We start from the raw sequence: 19,017 nt of genomic DNA on the forward strand, positions 1-19,017 counted from the left end.
GCCTTCACCTCATTGATGCGGTGAGCCCCGGAAATGTTTCATCCGAATCTCACAGCAGGTGCTCACCCTTCCCGGCAGGCCGACCGCATGGGAAGGCCCCCGCCCGCGTCACCGCGGGCAGGGGCCGGAGCCGGATCAGGATCAGCCGCCCCTACGGGAGGTTGTCCACGTGCGGTCCCACCGCGTTCGACCACGCGTTGCCCGCCGTCGCATCCCAGTTCGTGGACCAGGTCATCGCGCCGCGCAGGGCGGGGTACGTCTTCGACGGCTTGAAGGAGCCGCAGTTGGTCCCCTTGGTGAGGCAGTCCAGGGCGGCGTTGACCACCGACGGGGCCACGTAGCCGCCGCCGGCCGCGCGGGTGGAGGCCGGGAGGCCGAGGCCCACCTGGGACGGGTCGAGGCCGTTCTCCAGCTGGATGCAGGCGAGCGCGGTGAGGAAGTCCACCGTGCCCTGGGCGTAGACCTTGCCGTCGCAGCCCAGCATCGTGCCGCTGTTGTAGTACTGCATGTTGACGACCGTGAGGATGTCCTTCACGTTCAGCGCCGTGCGGAAGTAGCCGCCCGAGGTGGACTGCATGTCGATCGTCTGCGGGGCCATCGTGAGGATCATGTCCGGGCCCGCCTTCGCCGACAGCGCGCGCAGGGCCTGCGTCATGTAGGTCGCGTTGAGGCCGTTCTCCAGGTCGATGTCGACGCCGTCGAAGCCGTACTCCTGCATCACGGCGTACACCGAGTTCGCGAAGTTGGTCGCGGAGGCCGAGTCGTTCACCGAGACGGTGCCCTTCTCGCCGCCCACCGAGATGATGACCTTCTTCCCCGCGGCCTGCTTCGCGCGGACGTCCGCCTTGAACTGGTCGACCGTGTAGCCGCCGAGCCCGGCCGAGTCGAGGTTGAAGGCGACCGCGCCCGGCGTCGCGGTCGCGTCGGCGAAGGCCACCGCGATGATGTCGTACGCGGCCGGTACGTCGGAGATCTTCTGGACCGTCGCCCCGTTGTCGAAGTTCTGCCAGTAGCCGGTCACCGCGTGCTTGGGCAGGTCGCCGCCCCCGCCGCCCTGCTCCGTGGTCCGGGCCGTCACCGCCGCCGACTTCGCGGACTCACCGGCCGCGTTGACCGCCGTGACCTGGAAGGAGTACGACGTCGAGGCCGCGAGGCCGGTCACCGTCGCCGACGTGCCGGTCACCGCCGTCACCTTCGTACCGCCGCGGTAGACGTGGTACCCGGTGGCGCCCGACACCGCGTTCCAGGCCAGCGACGCCGTCGAGGACGTCGTACCGGAGACGCTCAGGCCGGCCGGGGCCGACGGGACGGTGGGCTCGGGGTCCGTGCCGCCGCCTCCGTCGGGGCCGAAGACGGAGAGGTCGTCGACGTGGTAGGCGGACTGCCCGTACCAGCCGTGCGTGTAGACCGACACCGACGTCGTCGAGGAGCCGGTGGTGAAGGTCGTCGTCAGCTGCTTCCAGGAGGCGGAGTCCGGGGTCCAGGTGGACACGTCCGTAGTGCCCGTGCCGGTCACGCCCAGGTAGGAGTACCCGCCCTGCACCCACGCGCTCAGCTTGTACGTCGAATTGGGCTTGACCGCGACGCTCTGCGAACAGCGGGCGTTGTCCTGCCCGGCCGGCGTGGCCTTCAGCGCGGCGGAGCCCGTGCGTGCGGGGGAGGAGACGGTCGTGCCGCTGTTCGCGGAGCAGGTCCAGTTGGAGAGGCCGGCCTCGAAGCCGGCGTTCTTCGCGTTGTTGACGTCGGCGGCGGACGCCTGTCCGACGGCCGTGACCGAGAGGGCGAGCGCGGCGGTGACGGCTCCCGCCCAGAACTTCGTCCGTCTGCCGAGCCGTCTGCCGAGCGGTCTGCCGAGCGGTCTGCGTACGGGCTCCACTGGGGCCTCCGGTGGGGGAGTGGGGACGTTGACGTACAAGTTGGTCCAGACCAATTGCGGTGTCAAGAGGTAGGTCCGGACCAGACCCGTGGCCCGGTGGCTGCCTCGTGGAATTGCTCAACCTGCCCCGGTTTACTGCGCCTTGTGCACCATAAGTTGTTCTGCAGCTGCACAAACGCTGTTCTCCGGTCACAGACGCGTGGTTAGAGTGCTCACGTAGTCACGCAGTGAAGTCATCCGGGTCTGCCGGGGCACCGCCGACGGACCGAACGGGCATGGGAGACGGGGAGCCGCGCGTGCCAACTGCCATTGCCGTGACCAGTGCCGACATGGCGCTGCCGCCGCAGGACGAACGGACCCTGCCCGCGGTCGTGCTCCAGGACGTCGGCCGGCGTCCCCTGGAGCACGTACTGGCCGAGTTCCAGTCCCTCCTCGATCAGTACGGGCACGTCATCGTGGTGTGCTCGCAGGCCGCCCCGGCGAGCGTGGAGCGACGGCTGCACACCGTCCGCGGCCTCCTGGAGAGCGACCGCATCGCCCTGTTCCGGCCGTCCCTGCCACCGCTCGGACTCGCCGTGCTGGCCCGGCAGTTGCGCCAGCTGGCCTCCTGCGACCTCAGTCCCGGCGTGCTCGCCTCGGCCGGCCGCCTCCTCACCCACTACATCCACGCCGGCGCCCTGCTCGGCTCCGTCGCCCGGCTCGACCACGTCCCGGTGGGCCTGAAGACGCACGCCAGGTCCTGGATGCCCGGCAGTCAGTTCGGGGTCGTGGCCCACCCGGTGCCGCAGCTGGTGCGGATCGGTCCCGAAGCGGGCCTGGAGGGACCGGAGTTCGGCACCTGGCTGCTGGTCGCCAAAGGGCAGCAGGGGCAGCATCCGTCCGACTGGGTCACCGGCACCCTCGCCCCGTCCTGGCGCGTGCAGGGGCTGCGCGAGATGCCGCTGCCCGCCGAGTCGCCCGGCTGGTGGGGGACCGGCCGGCTGACCGAGTTCTGCGCCTACCTGCCCGACCTCTCGGTCCTCTACCAACTGGTCACCTCGGTGCGGCAGAGCGTCTGCCACTGGTGCGGCATCGACGTCATCGGCGACCGCTGCGTGTTCTGCTCGGCCACCCCGCCCGTCTACGACGCCCCCGGCGGCAAGGCTCCGGTCCGCGGCGCCGATCCCGCCCTCGGCCACCGCCGCGATCCCGCCCTCGGCCGCCGCCGTGAGAGACGGGCTCTCACCGGGTAGGTCCCCAGCGCCCCGTCCGCCCCGCCATCCGATCCGGTCCGACCGATTCCCCCAATGAGGTTGCACGGCTCATGAACTCCCGTCAGCGCCGCGGCATCATCCTGCTGATCCTTTCCGTCCTCTGCGCCCTGGGCGCGTTCGCCGGCGTGCTGTCCGTCGTGAACGACGTGAAGTCCAAGGTCGGACCGGAGGTCGCCGCCTACCGGCTCAAGTCGGACGTGGAGCCCTACACCCCGCTGAGCGAGGGGCAGTTCGAGGAGATCGAGATGCCGGAGCGCTGGCTGTCGAAGAACGCCGTCACCGACCTCGACCAGGTCCGCGGCAAGATCGCCGTGACGAGACTGAAGGCGGGCTCGCTGCTCCAGACCGACATGGTCGTCGACCAGCCGGCCCTGCGGCCCGGGCAGCAGGAGGTCGCCATCATGATCGACGCGGCCACCGGCGTGGCCGGCAAGATCACGCCGGGCTCCGCCGTCAACGTGTACGCCACCTTCGAGGGCCGGCGCGAGGGCGACCCCGCCCAGTCGAAGATCATCGTCACCAACGCCAGGGTCATCGACGTCGGCGAACTCACCTCACTGGAACCCGACGAGAACAGCCGCGACCGGGAGCCCACCGACGCCGTCCCCATCACCTTCGCACTGTCCACCATCGACGCCCAGCGCATCACCTACGCCGAGTCGTTCGCCCAGCGCGTCCGGCTCGCGCTGGTCGCGCCCGGCGGCGACACCACGGTCCCGGACAAGGACCGGACGTACGAACTCGCGAAGGACAAGTGAGAACCCGTATGGCCACGAGGATCCTCCCCGCAGTCGGCGACGCGGACGCCGTACGGTCCCTCACCACCCTGCTCAGCCAGCTCCCGGACGCCGAACCGGTCGCCCCGGTGGCCGACTCCACCCAGCTCGTCGACACCCTCGCCCGCCTCGCCGCCGAGTCGGTCGACGAACTGCCCGAGGTCGTGATCGTCCACGAGCGGATCGGCCCGGTGCCGGCCCTGGAGCTGATCCGCGAGGTCGCCCTCCGCTTCCCCGCCGTCGGCGTCATCCTCGTCACCTCCGACCCCGGCCCCGGCCTCTTCCAGGCCGCGATGGACTACGGCGCCCGCGGCCTGGTCGCCCTGCCGCTCGGCTACGAGGAACTCGCCAGCCGCGTCCAGGCGGTGGCCCAGTGGTCGGTGGGTGTACGCCGGCACCTGGGCAGCGGCGGCGACGTGTTCACCGGCGCCGGTGGCACCGTCGTGACCGTCAGCGGCGCCAAGGGCGGTGTGGGCACCACCCTCACCGCCATCCAGCTGGCTCTGGCCGCGCAGGCGTCGGGCCGCCCCACCGCGCTGCTCGACATGGACCTCCAGGCGGGCGACGTCGCCTCCTTCCTGGACGTCCAGTTCCGCCGCTCCGTGGCCGACCTCGCCGCCATCACCGACCTCTCCCCGCGGGTCCTGGCCGACGCCGTCTTCCGGCACGACAGCGGCCTCGCCCTGCTGTTGGCCCCCGGCGAGGGCGAACGCGGCGAGGAGGTCACCGACCGCGCCGCCCGGCAGATCGTCGGCGCCCTGCGCCAGCGCTACGAGGTAGTCGTCATCGACTGCGGCGCCCAGCTCGGCGGGGCGGGCGCGGCCGCCGTGGAGATGGCCGACACCGCGCTCCTGGTCACCACGCCGGACGTGGTCGCCGTACGGGGCGCCAAACGGGCGGTGCGGATGTGGGACCGGCTCCAGATCCGCAAGGCGGAGGAGACGACCGTGGTCGTCAACCGGCACACGCGGGGTACGGAGATCCAGCCCCAGCTGATCCAGCGGATCACCGGCACCGCGATCGCGGGCACCGCCGTCCCCGCCAACTTCAAGGAACTCCAGGGCGCCGTGGACGCCGGCCGCGTCCACGCACTCGACTCCCGGTCCACGGTGAAGCAGGCCCTGTGGGCCCTCGCCGGCGAACTGGGCCTGGTCAGCGCCCCCGAGGAGGCCCGCAAGGGCCACGGCCGCTTCCGCGGCGACCGCGGCTCGGCGAGCTTCCGGCGCCGGAAGGACGGTGCGGGATGAGCGGGTTACGGGACGGATCGGGCGGCTCGGGCCGGTCGGCTGAATCGGCTGGATCGGGCGGAGCCGGGGACTCCGGGGACTCGGGGGACTCCGGGGACTCCTGGGACTCCTGGGACTTCGGTCAGGTCACCATCGAGTTCCTCGGCATGATCCCGGCGATCGTCGCCACGCTGGTGGTGCTGTGGCAGCTCGTTCTCGTGGGATACACGTACACGCTCGCGGGGAATGCTGCCGACGAGGCGGTACGGGCGGCCACGGCGGCCGACCGGGGGGCGCGGCAGGGAACCTGCCAGGACGCGGGCCGGGACAAGCTGCCGGGCGCGTGGGAGGGGAGCGCCGGAGTGGACTGCGGCACCGCGGGCGGCTATGTCACCGCCGACGTGCGCATCGAGGTCCCCATCCTCTTCCCGGGCACCGTCAGCTTCCCGTTCACCGTGCACGGGCACGCGGGAGCGGTAGAGGAGGAGGACGACTGAGATGGCGTACTCCAAGGGCTCGTACTCCAGGGGCTCGTACTCCCGAGACTCGTACCCCAGGGGCCCGGGCGGCGGGCGGGCGAGGGACCGGGGCCAGGCGGCCCTCGAGTACCTCGGCTTCGTCCCGGTCCTGATCATCGTCGGCATGGCCGTCGTACAGCTGGGCCTGATCGCCTACACCGCCCAGCAGGCCGGCACCGCGGCCCGCGCCGGGGCCCGCAGCGCCTCGCTCCAGGAGAGCGCCCAGGGCGCCTGCGCGGCGGCCGTCAGCAGCTGGCTGGCGGACGGCACCGACTGTCCGCCCTCGTACGGCGGCGACGAGGTGACGGTCACCGCCACCGTCGACATCCCCTCGATCGTCCCCGGTTGGGACTTCGACCCCGCCACCCGGACGGCCACCATGCCGCTGGACCACTGACCGAGGAGCCGAGGACGCATGAGCCTGCGCGCACGCATCCACTCGCCCGAGGAGCACGGCGGCCGGGGCGAGGACGGACACCTGGTCGCCGCCTACCGGGCCAAGCTCCTGGAGGAGATCGACCTCGCGGAGATGAGTTCCCTCGCGATGGCCGAACGCCGGGCCCGCCTGGAACGGGTCCTCGGCCACATCATCAGCCGCGAGGGCCCGGTCCTGTCCACGGTCGAACGCTCCCAGCTGATCCGCCGGGTGGTGGACGAGGCCCTCGGCCTCGGCATCCTGGAACCGCTCCTGGAGGACGCGTCCGTCACGGAGATCATGGTCAACGGCCCCGACGCGATCTTCGTCGAACGCGGCGGCCGCGTGGAGCAACTGCCCCTCCGCTTCGCCTCCCACGACCAGCTGATGCAGACCATCGAGCGGATCGTCTCCACGGTCAACCGCCGCGTGGACGAGTCGAACCCCATGGTCGACGCCCGCCTCCCCTCCGGCGAGCGCGTCAACGTCATCATCCCCCCGCTCTCCCTCACCGGCGCCACCCTCACCATCCGCCGCTTCCCCCGCTCCTTCACCCTGCACGAGCTGATCGGCCTCGGCTCGCTCGACGAGCACATGCTGTACCTGCTGGCCGGCCTCGTGCAGGCCCGCTTCAACATCATCGTCTCGGGCGCGACCGGCACCGGGAAGACGACGCTCCTGAACGCCCTCTCCGGCCTGATCCCCGAGTCCGACCGCATCATCACCATCGAGGACTCGGCGGAACTCCAGCTCCAGCAGGCCCACGTCATCCGCCTGGAGTCGCGCCCGCCCAACGTCGAGGGCCAGGGCCGCGTCACCATCCGCGACCTGGTCCGCAACTCCCTCCGCATGCGCCCCGACCGCATCGTCGTCGGCGAGGTCCGCGGCGGTGAGTCCCTGGACATGCTCCAGGCCATGTCGACGGGCCACGACGGCTCGCTCGCCACGGTCCACGCCAACAGCGCGGAGGACGCCCTGATGCGCCTCCAGACCCTGGCCTCGATGTCGGACGTGGAGATTCCGTTCGTCGCCCTGCACGACCAGATCAACAGCTCCGTCGACGTCGTCGTCCAGCTCACCCGCTTCGCCGACGGCGCCCGCCGCATCACCGAGATCGCCCTGCTGGCCAGCCACGGGGGCGAGCCGTACCGCCTGGCCACGGTCGCCCGCTTCAACGCCCGCCCGATGACGCCGGACGGCCGCGTGCACGGCGCGTACGAGTACTTCCCCCTCCCGCACCGCACCGCCGAGCGCCTCTACATGGCCAACCAGCCCGTCCCGCAGGCCTTCGGCGTCGCCCACTCCCTGGACCAGCTCACCACCCGAGAGGCCAGGTAGGACGCCCGATGGAACCAGGTATGACGACGCACAGGACGAAACCAGCTAGGACCGCCCGATGAAACTGGAATCGCTCGTCACGCTCACCACCGGCATCACGCTGCTGACCTGCGTCCTGGCGGTCGTCGGCCTGCACTCCTACGCCGCCGGCCGGGCCCAGCGCGCCGCCCTGGTCGACCGCCTCGCGGCCACCGGTCAGATACCCGTCATCGGCCGACGGCGCCGCTTCCCCACCCTGGACCGCCGCCTGCGCCGCACCAAGCCCGGCAGGAAGCTGGAGCGGCGCCTGGCCGCCACCGGCCTGGACGTCACGCCCGGCGAGTTCTTCGCCTACATGGTCGCGGCGGTCGCCGGCCTGTGGCTGGTGGGCCAGGCCGTCCTGGCCCCCTTCTTCGGCCCGCTCGCCGGACTCCTGGGTATCGGCGCCGCCGTCCAGTTCCTCAACTGGCAACGCCAGAAACGCATCGAGAAGTTCATCAACCAGCTCCCCGAACTCGCCCGCATCCTCGCCAACGCCACCCAGGCCGGCCTCGCCCTGCGCACCGCGATCGGCATGGCGGCCGAGGAACTGGAGGCGCCGGCCGGCGAGGAACTGGGCAAGGTCGCCGACCAACTCGCCATCGGCGCCTCGATGGACGACGCCCTCGGTGAACTCGCCGAGCGCCTCCCCTCCCGCGAACTCGTCGTCCTGGTCACCACCCTCGTCCTCTCCAACCGCGCGGGCGGCCAGGTGGTCAGCGCGCTGCGCAACCTCACGGAGACGCTGGAGGAGCGCAAGGAGACCCGGCGGGAGGTCCGTACGCAACTCTCCCAGGTCAACATGACCTCGTACGCCGTCCCCGTCCTGGGTGTCGGCTCGTTGTTCCTGATGAACGGCGTGAAGGACGGCGCCCTGGAACGCATGACGGGCTCCCCGATCGGCCAGGCGGCGGTGATCACCGCCTTCGCCCTGTACGCGGTGGGCTTCGTCCTCATCCGCCGTCTCTCCCGCATCGACGTCTGAGGGAAGCTGGAATGGGACCCGGAATCGAATGGCTCCTCGCCCTCCTCATGGGCGCCGCCGTCTGGGGCGTCTTCGCGGGCGTCCGCATGTACCGGGCGGAGGTGAAACTCCCCGACGACCTCGCCCTCGCCCTGGAGGTCGGCTCGACCCGCGCCGGCCCGGTGGACTCCCTCATCGACCGCATGGGCATGCGCTACGCCCCCGCCGTCCTGCGCCTGATGGGCCCCGCCCTGGTGGTCAAGTACCGCCGCAGGATCGACCTGGCGGGCAACCCCGGCGGCCTGACCATCGACCGCTACGCCGCCCGCCGCGCGGTCTACGGCTTCCTGGGCGCGCTGGGCTTCCTGGTCTTCGTCCTCCGCGGCCAGTTCGTGGTCGCCCTCCTCCTCCTGGCCTTCGGGGCGTTCTGGACGGAGGTCGGCATATGGTCGGCGATCCGCATCCGCAAGGACGTCATCGAGCGCACGCTCCCGGACTTCCTGGACGTACTGGCGGTCGTGGTGAGCGCGGGCCTCGGCTTCCGCCAGGCCCTGGACCGCGTGGCGATGCGCTATGAGGGCCCCTGGGCGGACGAACTCCGCATCACGCTCCGCCAGATGGACCTCGGCATGAGCCGCCGCCAGGCCTTCGCGGAGCTGCGCCGGCGCAACGACTCCGAACAGGTGGCGATGTTCGTGACGGCACTCCAGCAGGGCGAGGAACTGGGCGCCCCCATCGTCGAGACCCTGGTCTCCCTGGCCAAGGACATGCGCCGCACCGACGCCCAGAACGCCCGCCGCAAGGCCGCGCGAGCGGTGCCCAAGGCCACGATGATGATCACGACCTTCATGGTCCCGGCCACGATGATCCTCCTCGGCGCGGGCCTGATCCTGGGTTCGGGGACGGACTTCGGAACGATCACGGGCGAGTAGGGAGGGAGGAGGACGCCATGTCGAACACGCAGCCGGTGAAAGGGGGCGGCGTACACCATCACAGTGCGACTGCACACGAAGCGACGACATCAACAACCAATGATCTATGGCCCAGTCGGGCTACTTCCGTGCAATACCTTTCGCACTTGCAATCTGCTGTGGGAGAGTCGTTGTCTGGTACTCCCGACAGGTCGGGGTCCCAACGGAGCGCGAGGGGGGTGGAGTTCGTGCACAACACGGCACCCGGCACGACCAGCCGGCGGCCCGCTCCCCACATCCGCCGCGCACCGGGGGCGACCTCGATGGACCGACCCACAGCAGCCGTCCACCCTGGAGGGGAACACCATGAACAACTGGCTCCACACCACAGCCGCCTACTTGCACTCCCGCGCCGCCGCCCGCAACGACAGGGGTCAGACGGCTGTGGAGTACCTGGGGATCATCGCGGTGGTGGTGGCGATCGTGCTGGCGATCACGGGGACGGATATCGGGCAGACGATCTTCGACGCCATTACATCGAAGATCGCCGAAGTCACCGGTGGTTGAGGCAGCTCCGTAGGCGCGGCGACACAGGGCAGGCATTCCCCATCTACATCACCGTGGTGGGGGGCCTGCTCTTGCTCGCACTCGCGTACTTCGCGGTCGGGCAAGCCGCGGCGACCCGAAGCGAGGCGCAGACGGCGGCAGACGCTGCCGCCCTGGCCGCGGCTTTGGAAACACGAGACCAGCTTGCCGGCCAGTGGCTCACGGACATCCTCGACCCTGACTCATGGCAGGCCATCTTCGACGGTGAGGCACCGGTGGCCAGCGGATGCTGGCGGGCTCACGAACTCGCGGCCCGCAACGACGCGAGCGTGACATGCCGTCCGGACGGCCTGCTGGGTTACACCGTTGTGGCGGAGACCAATGAGACCGTCGGAGACAGCATCGTCCCGGGTACGGAGGAGCAGAAGGCCACGGAGTCCGCCACAGCCGTCATTGAGGCTCGGTGCTTATTCGAACTGCCTGCTGAGGACGCCGGTGACGAAACGCTGCCCAGCCTCTCGTGCGAGGGGGAGGAATGGGATCTGGACCCAGAAGATCTCGTGGATCTGCCGGAACCCGAAGACCTGTTCGATGTCCACCTGGCCGACTCATAGGCGAATGACGAATGACGAAGGAATCAAGACATGAGCATTCGGTTCACGAAGACGGCCCGTAGGGGGGCGCTCGTGGTGGCCGCCCTGGCCGGACTGACCCTCGGCGCTGTCGGCTGCGGCGGCGGTGGCGACGATGAGAAGCCGAAGGCTTCGACGTCAGCCTCGAAGGAGGACGGGTCCGGACCGAGTGCCCAGGAGGGCGAGTCGGAGGAGCCCTTGGCCGAAATGCGCGGAAGCAACGGCCTGCTCCTGCAGATCACCTCCGCTGAGCGTGATTCAGGTGGCTTCGTGACGGTCAACGGTGAGCTGAAGAATGATGGTGACAAGAGCGTCGCGATTCCCTCCGGTCTGAGCGGCAACGAAACGGAGATCATCAGAAACGGCAGGTCGCTCGGTGGCGCGACACTCGTCGATTCCAAGAGCAAGAAGCGGTACTACGTGCTGCGGGACACGGATGGTCGTCCGCTGACGACCACAGGCTTCTCGACGATCAAGGCGGGCGACCGCCTGGCGGTATTCATGCAGTTCCCAGCCCCGCCGACGGACACCACCGAAGTCACCTTCCAACTGCCGACCTTCGCCAGCGCGACCATCTCCATCGCCGGGTGAGGCCCACCATGACTCCGACCTCGCGCCTCACCCGCACCCTGACCACGGTCACTTTCATGCTCGCCACGACCATGTACGGCACGACGACCTCCCACGCCGACGACGACCCCAACGACCCCCCAGGCACCGAACCCTCCGCCTCCGCCCCCATGGACGTGGACCCCAACGACCCCGACCTGAAGCTCCCCGACGGCGCCACGCTCGCGCAAGCGAAGGTGCTGGACATCAAATCCGTCGTGGAGGAGCAGAGCGGCGACGAACGCCGCGAGGACACCAACACCAGCGTGACCCTCGCGCTCCAGGCGGAGGTCCTCTTCGGCAAGGACAGCGCGAAACTCGGCGCGGAGTCGAAGTCCCGCATCACGGGAATCGCCGAGGAGATCAAGACCCAGAACGCCACCCGCGTCAGGGTCTTCGGCTTCACCGACAACCTGGGCTCCTCCGCCCACGGAGACACCCTGTCCAAGAAGCGCGCCAACGCCGTGCACGACGTCCTGTCCGCGACCCTGAACGACGCCGGCATCACCTACGAGGTCCGCGGCTACGGCGAGCAGTACCCGATCGCCGACAACTCCACGGAGGCCGGCCGCAAGAAGAACCGCAGGGTCGAGGTCTCCTTCCCCCGCACGGAACCGTGATCCCCAAGAAGCAGATGCCGATGCCAATGCCGCCGGGCCGACAGCCCGACAACGCTGTCGCACACTCCCGCCACCGCTACTCCTCCGCCCGCACCGTCACCCGCACCCCGACCCGCACCCCCCACCTGGCCATCACCCCGGCCTCGGCCTCCAGCACATGCCGGGACCGCACCCGGGGCAACCCCAGCCGCCCCGGCCGCATGGTCCGTACGGAGATGACACGGAACCGCCGGTCGAGGTAGGCGACGTCGATGGCCATCCGCATCCGAAAGGTATGCACGCTACTGGCAGGCGTGAGCAGCATCGCCCCGTCGAGCCGATCCCGCCCGAGCAGCCCACGGGCACGCGCACGGTAGGACCGAGCAATCTCCACCGGCACGACCACCTCGCGCCCCCCGCTCTCCGAACCACCCCCCTCCACCACCAGAACCCCCACCCCGTCCCGCCACCGCCTCCCCATCCCGACCTGCCTCCCCGCCACGCCGTGAGCCTTTGCTGCTCCCTCTACGAAATGTTCCCGGAACCACAGGGGGACTACGCACCCGATAGGGCCACAAAGGGCATCACAGGCAACGGCGTTCGCCCTGGTGTGCCCGCCCCTCGGTGGATAGCGTTGCTTCGCTGAAGAGAACCCTCGTCCCACGCAGGAGCCACAGTGACTCGCCGCCCCGTCCGCCTCACAGCGCTCACGCTGACCGCCGCTGTGGCCCTGACGCTGTCCGCATGCGGAGGCGACGACAACTCCTCCGAAGGCAAGGACAAGATCGCCGGCGCGAACACGGGCGACTCTTCCCCCTCGCCCTCACCGGCCACTTCCGATCCGGCGGCGGCGACTCGGCCGAAGATCGACCTTCCGTCGGACCTGTCCTACAAGTTCGAGTGGCCCAAGACGGGCGACAAGGACAAGGACGCGGTGCTGGCCGACAGCGAGCAGTCCATCAAGGCCGTGGACCTGGCCATCGTGAACCAGGACGCGCTCGACAAGGCGTACCTGACCTACTACGAGGGTGAAGCCGCCGCATCCACGCAAGAGTTCATCCAGGCATACGTCGACGAAAACGCGCGGGTAACGGGCTCCTACCGCTATTACGACGCAGTCGCGCAGGTCCGTACGAAGGACACAGCCTCCCTCGTGTACTGCGAAGACCAGAGCAGGGCCTACGACATGTATCTAAAGCCCCAGAAGGTGAACAAGACCCCCGTCACCAAGAACAGCTACGTGCTGTACAACACGCAGCTGGCCAGGACTGACAAGGGAATCTGGGTCGTCCAGAAAATGCTTTCCCAGAGGGGGAGCACAAAGTGCCAGCCCTGAGCGACGTCATCCTCGACCGCCGCCGCGCCGGAAAGTGAAGCGCTGCATGCCGGCCCACCCCACACAGGAGCTGCCCCGACCGTGTTTCACCGCCGCGCACCTCTGTCAGCAGTGCTCATGCTGAGCGCAGCCGTCGTCCTGACCTTGTCGTCGTGCGGGGCCAGTGACGGCTCGGAAGACAGCGACAAAGCCGGGACGGCGGACACGGGTGGCCGTACCCCCTCGCCCTCGCCGCCCGCACCCGAGCCGTCCCGGACGAGTCGTCCGCAGATCTCGCCTCCCGCCGATCTGTCCTACGCCTTCGAGTGGCCGAGAACGGGTGACAAGGAGAGGGATGCCGTCCTCACCGACAGCGAGCAGTCCATCAGGGCGGTGGACCTCGCCATTGTCAAACAGGACGCTCTCGACGGAGCTTATCTCCACTACTACGAGGGCGAAGCAGCCTCCGGCACGCAAGAGTTCATCCAGAACTACGTTTATCAAGAGGCGACTATCACCGGCAGCTACCGGTTCTACGCCCCACAGGTGACTGTCCGCAAAGACGGGACGGCTTCCTTCACGTACTGCGAGGACCAAGGAAAGGCGTACGTGAAGTACCTGAGAAACAATGAGGTCCGGAAAACTGAGATCACAGCGAAGAGCTACGTCGAATATCGCACCTCCCTGAAGAGGGACGGTGACGGTGAGTGGAAGATCCGAGCGGTCTCCTCGCAAAGCGGCAGCGCGGCTTGTCAGCCATGACCTGGGCTGATCCGCCCTCAGTGCGGCAGATGGCCGTGGTCCCCCGGGTGACGAGGGAGGGCGGCACGGACCGCCGGTCGAACTCGCCGGGGGCTGATCAGCATCTGCAACGAGCCACCTCCACCCCGCCCCGGCACGCCCGCCTGTCCCGTCGCGAGACTTTGCTGCTTCCTCTACGAAATGTTCCGGATCAACACGAGGGCACTGCAACCGGAGCGTGGCCCCTCTCGTGTTACGCAACCGTTATGGCCCAAGAAGCCACGCGAAGCCCTGATTTGGCCGCATAGGGTGCCGTCGGCAGCCGGCCTCAGCTCTGGCGTCCCGGTGCCCCGCTGGATAGCGTTGCTTCGCTGAAGAGAACCCTCGTCCCACCCAGGAGCGCACAGTGACTCGCCGCCGCCCCGCCCGCCTCGCAGCGCTCACGCTGACCGCCGCTGCGGCCCTGACGCTGTCCGCATGCGGAGGTGACGACAGCAGCTCCGACGGGAAAGACAAGATCGCGGGCGCGGATACGGGCGACAAGGCGTCTGCTTCGCCCACCCCCAGTGAGTCGACGGCAGAGGGCGCGCCGGAGATCACGTTCCCCTCCGACGCCAAGAACGTCTTCGAGGGCGAGAAGACCGGTGACGCCCAGAAGGACGCAGTCCTTGCCGCCAACACCCTGAGTGTCAACGCGGTGGACGAGGCCATCTTCGAGGGGAGCACCGACACGAAGGCCCTCGGCTTCTACAACGCCGACAAGGCTCTGAGTTCGTCGATCACCTATGTGCAGGGCTACATCGACAGCAATGACACGTGGATCGGTGTGACGCGGTACTTCGACCGGAAAGTCACACTCAAGGGAGATGACAAGGCGTACGTGAGGTACTGCTCCGACGAGAGCAAGTCCTACATCAAGAACAAGAAGAGCGGGAAGGTCGACAAGTCGGCGGCGTCCGCCGACAGTTACGTCCTCTACAACACCGCACTCACCAAGAACGCCGCCGGCGTATGGCAGACCACTGACATCGCGTCGAAGAGGGGGGACGAGGCGTGCCAGCCCTAAGGACCTCAGCGAGAATATTGACCGTACTGACTCTCGTCTGCGTTCCTGTCCTGGCCGCGCAGTCGGCGTATGCCAGTCGCGGCAAGCACGGGAACAACGGTCAGACGGAGCAGAGCGCGGAGACCGGAGACGGCGGCAGCCTCTCGGTCACCGTCGGTGCCGTGGTGTTCGACCACTCCAAGAACGGCAGCGGCGGCTCCGCCGGGGCCTTGACCTCGTCCACGTCATGGACCCCGCCTGCGTGCTGGTACGCCCCCAAGTTCTCCCCGGAGCAGTTGCAGGACTACCTGGAGCCGATCTGGGAGGCGGAGTCCACCGGGTACCAGTGGGACGCCGAGCAGCGGGAGAAGTACAACGCCAAGGACGAGAAGAAGGGCTTCAACAAGGACAAGTCCGGCAAGGGCTACTGGTGGGGCTCCTACGTCAATGACAGCTACCCGCCGGGCTGGGACGCCTGCAACAAGGACTACTTCTGGGTGGACATCGGCGACCCCCCGCCGGCCGACATCCCGAACGCCGTGACCCCGCAGGTCCTCGCCGAACTCGCCTACGAGCAGATTCGAGTTCCGGGCACCGAGGTGACGCTGGCACCCGCGAACGCGACCAAGGTGAACCTGCCCACCTGGGCGTGGCTGGACGGAGCGGCGTTCAAGCCGGTCTCCGTAACCGCCACAGTGGAGGCCATCCAGGTCAGTGCGACGGCCACAGCCGTGCCGGTCTCCCTGGAGATCAAGGCCGGCACCCCGGACGCCGAGACCTACCCGGCTTCGGGCGTGTGCGAAATCAACAACGGACGCATCGGTGAGCCGTGGGCGAAGGGCAAGGCCGACGCCACGCCCCCGTGCGGAGTGAAGTACCTGCGCTCCTCGGGCGATGGCTCCTTCCCGCTCCAGGCCACGGTCAACTGGGAGATCCACTGGACCGGCACCGGCGGCGCGGGCGGTGACCTCCCCGACGGCTCGTTCGGCGCGACGCAGGACGTCGTCGTCCAGGAGATCCAGGCCGTCAACCGCTGATGCGAGGACGTCCCACTGAGGAGCCGATGATGATCCGTCGCCGGCCCGGCGTACTCGCGGCGCTGGCGCTGACCGTGACCAGTGCTCTGGCGCTGTCCGGATGCGCGGTTGACGACAGCGCGTCGCCGGATGCGGGCGAGAGGGAGGGGGCGGAGGCGGACGCCGACAACGGCGCCGCGGGGTCCCCTCGCCCCTCGTCCTCCTCCGCGACAGGCCGGCCGCGGATCGACCTTCCGTCGGATCTGAAACTGATCTTCGACGGCGGGCGCACTGGGGATCAGGTCAAGGATGCGGTGCTCGCCGACAACGCCGAGCGGATGCGTGCCGTGGACGCCGCGATCGCCGGAACGGATCCCGACGGCGAGGCGGTCGGCTTCTACAACACGGGCAAAGCCTTGGAAGCAGCGACGTCGTGGGTCGCGCAGTTCGAGAAGGCAAACGCCACTGTGACCGGTGAAGTCCGATACTTCGACCGGAAGGTCACGCTCAAGGAGGAGGGATCGGCCCTCCTCACGTTCTGCGCGGACGAGAGCAAGGGCTTCAGCAAGGACAGGACCACCGGGAAAATCGCGAAGACGCCCGTCACCCGCAACAGCTTCGTCCGATACAGCACCAGGCTCGACCGAAACTCCGCCGGCGTCTGGCAGACGTCCCAGATCCTGTCCACGCGGGGAGCCGAGGAGTGCCAGTCCTGAGGCATGTCCTCACGGCGAGATCGGCTCCGGGGTGGCGGTCCGTGTTGTGAGCTGACGAGTGGTTCAGCCGCCGGTTCGTGAAATGCCTGAGGATCGGGCAAAGCCGGCGAGGGTGTGAAAGTCGTTTTCCCGCAGCCCGATCCGCGGGTTGACGTGGTGCAGAAGCCCGACTCCCTGGTGGTGGGCGGTCACGTATGTCTGATCCCGCTCGCTCTGCTCGTCGTCCGCCCATGCATAAGTACGGCCGCCCGCGTAGTCCAGTCCACCAGCGGACCAGTCTTCCAGTGGACTCCATCGGGGCGTTGCTTCAGTAGAGCGTCGTCGAAGTCGACGAAGGGCAGTTCTGGAAGGCCGAGGACCGGTGCGATCCCTCTGGGTTGAGCCAGACGCGCAAGGGGCGCCGTCGAGATCACAGGTCCCTGTCGTCCGTACGTGCGTCGTTTCGGGGGACTCTCAGTGTGGTGTAGCCGTGAGGTCGCCTCTCTGGCTGGGCCGCATAGGGGTTGAGTGGTCCGTCCACGTCAAGGAACAGCAGCGGTCGGTCCACGATTCCCCCGGTCAGTCATGCTCACTGTTGCCGCCTGCCCCTGTCAGCGTAGCTGTGCAGTTGCTCCATCCGATGCCCTCCTGGTTCCGCCCCGGGGCAGCCTTACGTCCGCCGTCAACCACTGAGCTGTTGCGGCAGCCCTCAGTGAGGAATCTGCTGCCTCAACGAGGGGCGGGCAGCTGAACGGCGCCACGAAAGGCGGACGACGTCGTTCCTCACATCGGTACAGGTGGGCCGGTGAGAGGGGACGGGGCAGATGGCGGAGCGGCTTGTCGTCGACGGGGATGAGCTCGGGCGGTTCATGAAGTCGCTGAGGCGGTCGTCGGCCTCGCTCAACGGTGTGCGCAAGGCGTTGTCGGACGCGACGATCGTCGGGCTCGGTACGGATGATCTCGACTCCGCGTGCGAGTCCTTCCAGGAGGACTGGAAGTACGGCTCCGAGGAGATCGGCAAGCAGACGGAGGACCTCGCCGAGATCATCGGCAAGAGCAAGGACAGCTACCTCGAGGTCGACAAGGCGCTTGAGGAGGCGGTGCGGGCGGCGCGCGAAGGCAAGGGCGGTGGCGCGAAGTGACCGCCACGGCCGGGAACGACCCGTACGGTGCCGCGCTCGATCCGCGGTCCCGGGAGGACCTGGGCAAGCCGCAAGGGCTGAAGTCCGCACCCCGTATGCCGAACCCGGCCTGTCCGAACCTTGGCTTCAACCCTGTCCCGGGTGACACGGAGGCCGTGCGGGCGCTGGAGAAGAAGCTCAGCGGGTGCGCCAAGGTACTCCAGGAGGCGCACGACCTCGTCACCAAGCTCCTCGACGGCAGCTACTGGAAGGGCGACGCCGCCGTTGCCTTCCGCGAGCAGCTCGATGGCGGGCCGCTGCCACTGAACCTCAAGAACGCCGCGCACTCCATCCGCAAGGCGGCCCGGCAACTCGACCGCTGGGAGGGCGAACTCGGCGACTTCCAGCGGCGGGCCAGAAAGCTGGAGGAGGACGCGAGGGACGCGCGGGCGGCGGTGGAACGGGCACAGGGGCGCGTGGAGAAGCTGGGCGACGCCACTGACCTCAAGGCGGGCGGGGCCGACGGTGATGCCGCCCGGAAGCACCTCACCCGCGCGAACGGCGACCTGGACGACGCCCAGGCTGAGCTGGCCAAAGTCATCGGCAAGGCGAAGCGGCTGGCCGAGGAACACGAGCAGCAGGCCGGACTGCGCGCACGCAAGATCCGCGACGCGACGAAGAAACTCGTACCGCAGGAGCCGGGCTGGTTCGACGAGGCCCTCGACTGGCTGGGCGACAACCTGCCGGACATCCTCAGCTTCACGGCAGGGTTGGTGGGGGTGGCGGCACTGCTTCTGGCGGGGCCTATGGGGTGGGGAGCCGCCACCTTGGCGGCGCTGCTCTTGTCCGCCTCGGGCCTGAGCGCAGGGGCGCTCGCCCTGCGGCTCATGGATCCCGAGGTGAGGGGTTCCATCTTCGACGGCGTCACCAAAGGCGAGCTCGACGCCGACTTCTGGAGTAACACCGTCTCGGTGGGGGCGGACCTTGCGGGTGGACTACCGGGGGTGGGGGCTGTCGCCAAGGGGAGCATCGAGGCGTTGCACGCTACTCGGACAGGCGCCTCGTCACTGAGCTTCTGGCAGAAGGCGGCCACCTGTGGTTCGGGATCACTCGAGGAAGCTGGCCGTATCTCGAGGCTTGAGAACGGTCTGGTGGCCAGGGCAGTGCGCGGCTTCGGTAATCCAGAGAAAGCTGCGAAGGTGGCGGCCGCAGTGTCCGGCCTCACGGGGACTGCCACTGGCGGGTACGGGCTCTATGAAAAAGCCGTTGACGTGGAATCCGACGGCATCAAGGACGGGGCGGTGGCAGCCATCGACGGTTCTCGCTTGATTATCGACAACGGGGGGATCATTGGTCTCGTTCGGCATGTCTTCTGACATCGGCGTCGCACAGAAGGTTGCGCA

General features: G+C 68.7%; 21 protein-coding genes and 1 pseudogene. 19 read left to right on the top strand and 3 right to left on the bottom strand.

The window, feature by feature from the left end; all coding sequences use genetic code 11:
- Positions 1-151 precede the first annotated feature (151 nt).
- Positions 152-1,876 carry a glycosyl hydrolase family 18 protein gene (locus ACFW01_RS08615; protein WP_234955042.1) on the bottom strand — a complete coding sequence of 575 codons (1,725 nt, stop codon included), beginning with the start codon at positions 1,874-1,876 and terminating at the stop codon, positions 152-154.
- 275 nt (positions 1,877-2,151) lie between these two features.
- Between ACFW01_RS08615 and ACFW01_RS08620 the strand changes: the two genes are divergently transcribed.
- From ACFW01_RS08620 to ACFW01_RS08675, 12 genes are all read left to right on the top strand, one after another.
- Positions 2,152-3,108: a hypothetical protein gene (locus ACFW01_RS08620; RefSeq protein WP_234955040.1), complete on the top strand. Its 957-nt coding sequence runs from the start codon at positions 2,152-2,154 to the stop codon at positions 3,106-3,108.
- Between the two features lie 71 nt (positions 3,109-3,179).
- On the top strand, positions 3,180-3,887 hold the full coding sequence (gene cpaB / locus ACFW01_RS08625) for a Flp pilus assembly protein CpaB (RefSeq protein ID WP_234955038.1): 708 nt from the start codon (positions 3,180-3,182) through the stop codon (positions 3,885-3,887).
- A gap of 8 nt (positions 3,888-3,895) precedes the next feature.
- Positions 3,896-5,152 (top strand): AAA family ATPase, encoded by a 1,257-nt coding sequence (locus ACFW01_RS08630; RefSeq protein WP_234955036.1) that lies wholly within the window; start codon positions 3,896-3,898, stop codon positions 5,150-5,152.
- A 146-nt stretch (positions 5,153-5,298) separates the two neighbouring features.
- Positions 5,299-5,628 (top strand): pilus assembly protein, encoded by a 330-nt coding sequence (locus ACFW01_RS08635; protein ID WP_384502758.1) that lies wholly within the window; start codon positions 5,299-5,301, stop codon positions 5,626-5,628.
- 1 nt (position 5,629) lies between these two features.
- Positions 5,630-6,046: a TadE/TadG family type IV pilus assembly protein gene (locus ACFW01_RS08640; protein ID WP_234955034.1), complete on the top strand. Its 417-nt coding sequence runs from the start codon at positions 5,630-5,632 to the stop codon at positions 6,044-6,046.
- Between the two features lie 18 nt (positions 6,047-6,064).
- Complete coding sequence (locus tag ACFW01_RS08645) at positions 6,065-7,402, top strand: CpaF family protein (protein ID WP_234955032.1); 1,338 nt, start codon at positions 6,065-6,067, stop codon at positions 7,400-7,402.
- 58 nt (positions 7,403-7,460) lie between these two features.
- Entirely contained in the window at positions 7,461-8,405 is a 945-nt protein-coding gene (locus ACFW01_RS08650; RefSeq protein WP_234955030.1) for a type II secretion system F family protein, read from the top strand.
- Positions 8,406-8,416: 11 nt separating this feature from the next.
- The gene (locus ACFW01_RS08655; RefSeq protein ID WP_234955028.1) at positions 8,417-9,316 is read left to right on the top strand and encodes a DUF5936 domain-containing protein; all 900 of its coding nucleotides are present in this window, start codon (positions 8,417-8,419) and stop codon (positions 9,314-9,316) included.
- Between the two features lie 345 nt (positions 9,317-9,661).
- Positions 9,662-9,862: a Flp family type IVb pilin gene (locus tag ACFW01_RS08660; RefSeq protein ID WP_384502684.1), complete on the top strand. Its 201-nt coding sequence runs from the start codon at positions 9,662-9,664 to the stop codon at positions 9,860-9,862.
- A complete protein-coding gene (locus tag ACFW01_RS08665) occupies positions 9,859-10,455 on the top strand; it encodes a pilus assembly protein TadG-related protein (RefSeq protein WP_384502685.1) in 597 nt (198 codons plus the stop codon). The genes ACFW01_RS08660 and ACFW01_RS08665 overlap by 4 nt, the downstream gene beginning before the upstream one ends.
- Positions 10,456-10,485: 30 nt before the next feature.
- Entirely contained in the window at positions 10,486-11,064 is a 579-nt protein-coding gene (locus ACFW01_RS08670; protein ID WP_384502686.1) for a hypothetical protein, read from the top strand.
- Between the two features lie 8 nt (positions 11,065-11,072).
- On the top strand, positions 11,073-11,702 hold the full coding sequence (locus tag ACFW01_RS08675; protein WP_384502687.1) for an OmpA family protein: 630 nt from the start codon (positions 11,073-11,075) through the stop codon (positions 11,700-11,702).
- A gap of 76 nt (positions 11,703-11,778) precedes the next feature.
- Here the strand turns inward: ACFW01_RS08675 and ACFW01_RS08680 are convergent, their stop codons facing one another.
- Positions 11,779-12,162, bottom strand: coding sequence for a DUF192 domain-containing protein (locus ACFW01_RS08680; protein WP_384502688.1), 384 nt, complete (start codon positions 12,160-12,162; stop codon positions 11,779-11,781).
- 195 nt (positions 12,163-12,357) lie between these two features.
- Between ACFW01_RS08680 and ACFW01_RS08685 the strand changes: the two genes are divergently transcribed.
- The 5 genes from ACFW01_RS08685 to ACFW01_RS08705 all read left to right on the top strand — a co-directional run bounded on the left by ACFW01_RS08685 (position 12,358) and on the right by ACFW01_RS08705 (position 16,514).
- A complete protein-coding gene (locus ACFW01_RS08685) occupies positions 12,358-13,017 on the top strand; it encodes a hypothetical protein (protein WP_384502689.1) in 660 nt (219 codons plus the stop codon).
- Positions 13,018-13,134: 117 nt separating this feature from the next.
- Positions 13,135-13,758, top strand: a complete 624-nt coding sequence (locus ACFW01_RS08690) for a hypothetical protein (protein ID WP_384502690.1) — start codon at positions 13,135-13,137, stop codon at positions 13,756-13,758.
- A gap of 385 nt (positions 13,759-14,143) precedes the next feature.
- Positions 14,144-14,803 carry a hypothetical protein gene (locus ACFW01_RS08695; protein WP_384502691.1) on the top strand — a complete coding sequence of 220 codons (660 nt, stop codon included), beginning with the start codon at positions 14,144-14,146 and terminating at the stop codon, positions 14,801-14,803.
- Positions 14,804-14,820: 17 nt separating this feature from the next.
- Positions 14,821-15,819, top strand: coding sequence for a hypothetical protein (locus ACFW01_RS08700; protein ID WP_384502692.1), 999 nt, complete (start codon positions 14,821-14,823; stop codon positions 15,817-15,819).
- Between the two features lie 26 nt (positions 15,820-15,845).
- Positions 15,846-16,514, top strand: coding sequence for a hypothetical protein (locus ACFW01_RS08705; RefSeq protein ID WP_384502693.1), 669 nt, complete (start codon positions 15,846-15,848; stop codon positions 16,512-16,514).
- 63 nt (positions 16,515-16,577) lie between these two features.
- Here ACFW01_RS08705 and ACFW01_RS08710 read toward each other — a convergent pair.
- Positions 16,578-17,061: pseudogene (locus ACFW01_RS08710) on the bottom strand (hypothetical protein).
- A gap of 256 nt (positions 17,062-17,317) precedes the next feature.
- Here ACFW01_RS08710 and ACFW01_RS08715 point away from each other — a divergent pair.
- Together ACFW01_RS08715 and ACFW01_RS08720 are read left to right on the top strand one after the other, a co-directional pair.
- Positions 17,318-17,635: a hypothetical protein gene (locus tag ACFW01_RS08715; protein WP_384502694.1), complete on the top strand. Its 318-nt coding sequence runs from the start codon at positions 17,318-17,320 to the stop codon at positions 17,633-17,635.
- A complete protein-coding gene (locus ACFW01_RS08720; RefSeq protein ID WP_384502695.1) occupies positions 17,632-18,990 on the top strand; it encodes a putative T7SS-secreted protein in 1,359 nt (452 codons plus the stop codon). Before ACFW01_RS08715 ends, ACFW01_RS08720 begins: the two co-directional genes overlap by 4 nt.
- Positions 18,991-19,017 lie beyond the last annotated feature (27 nt).

This window comes from Streptomyces sp. NPDC058985, assembly GCF_042740985.1.
Taxonomy (GTDB): Bacteria; Actinomycetota; Actinomycetes; order Streptomycetales; family Streptomycetaceae; genus Streptomyces.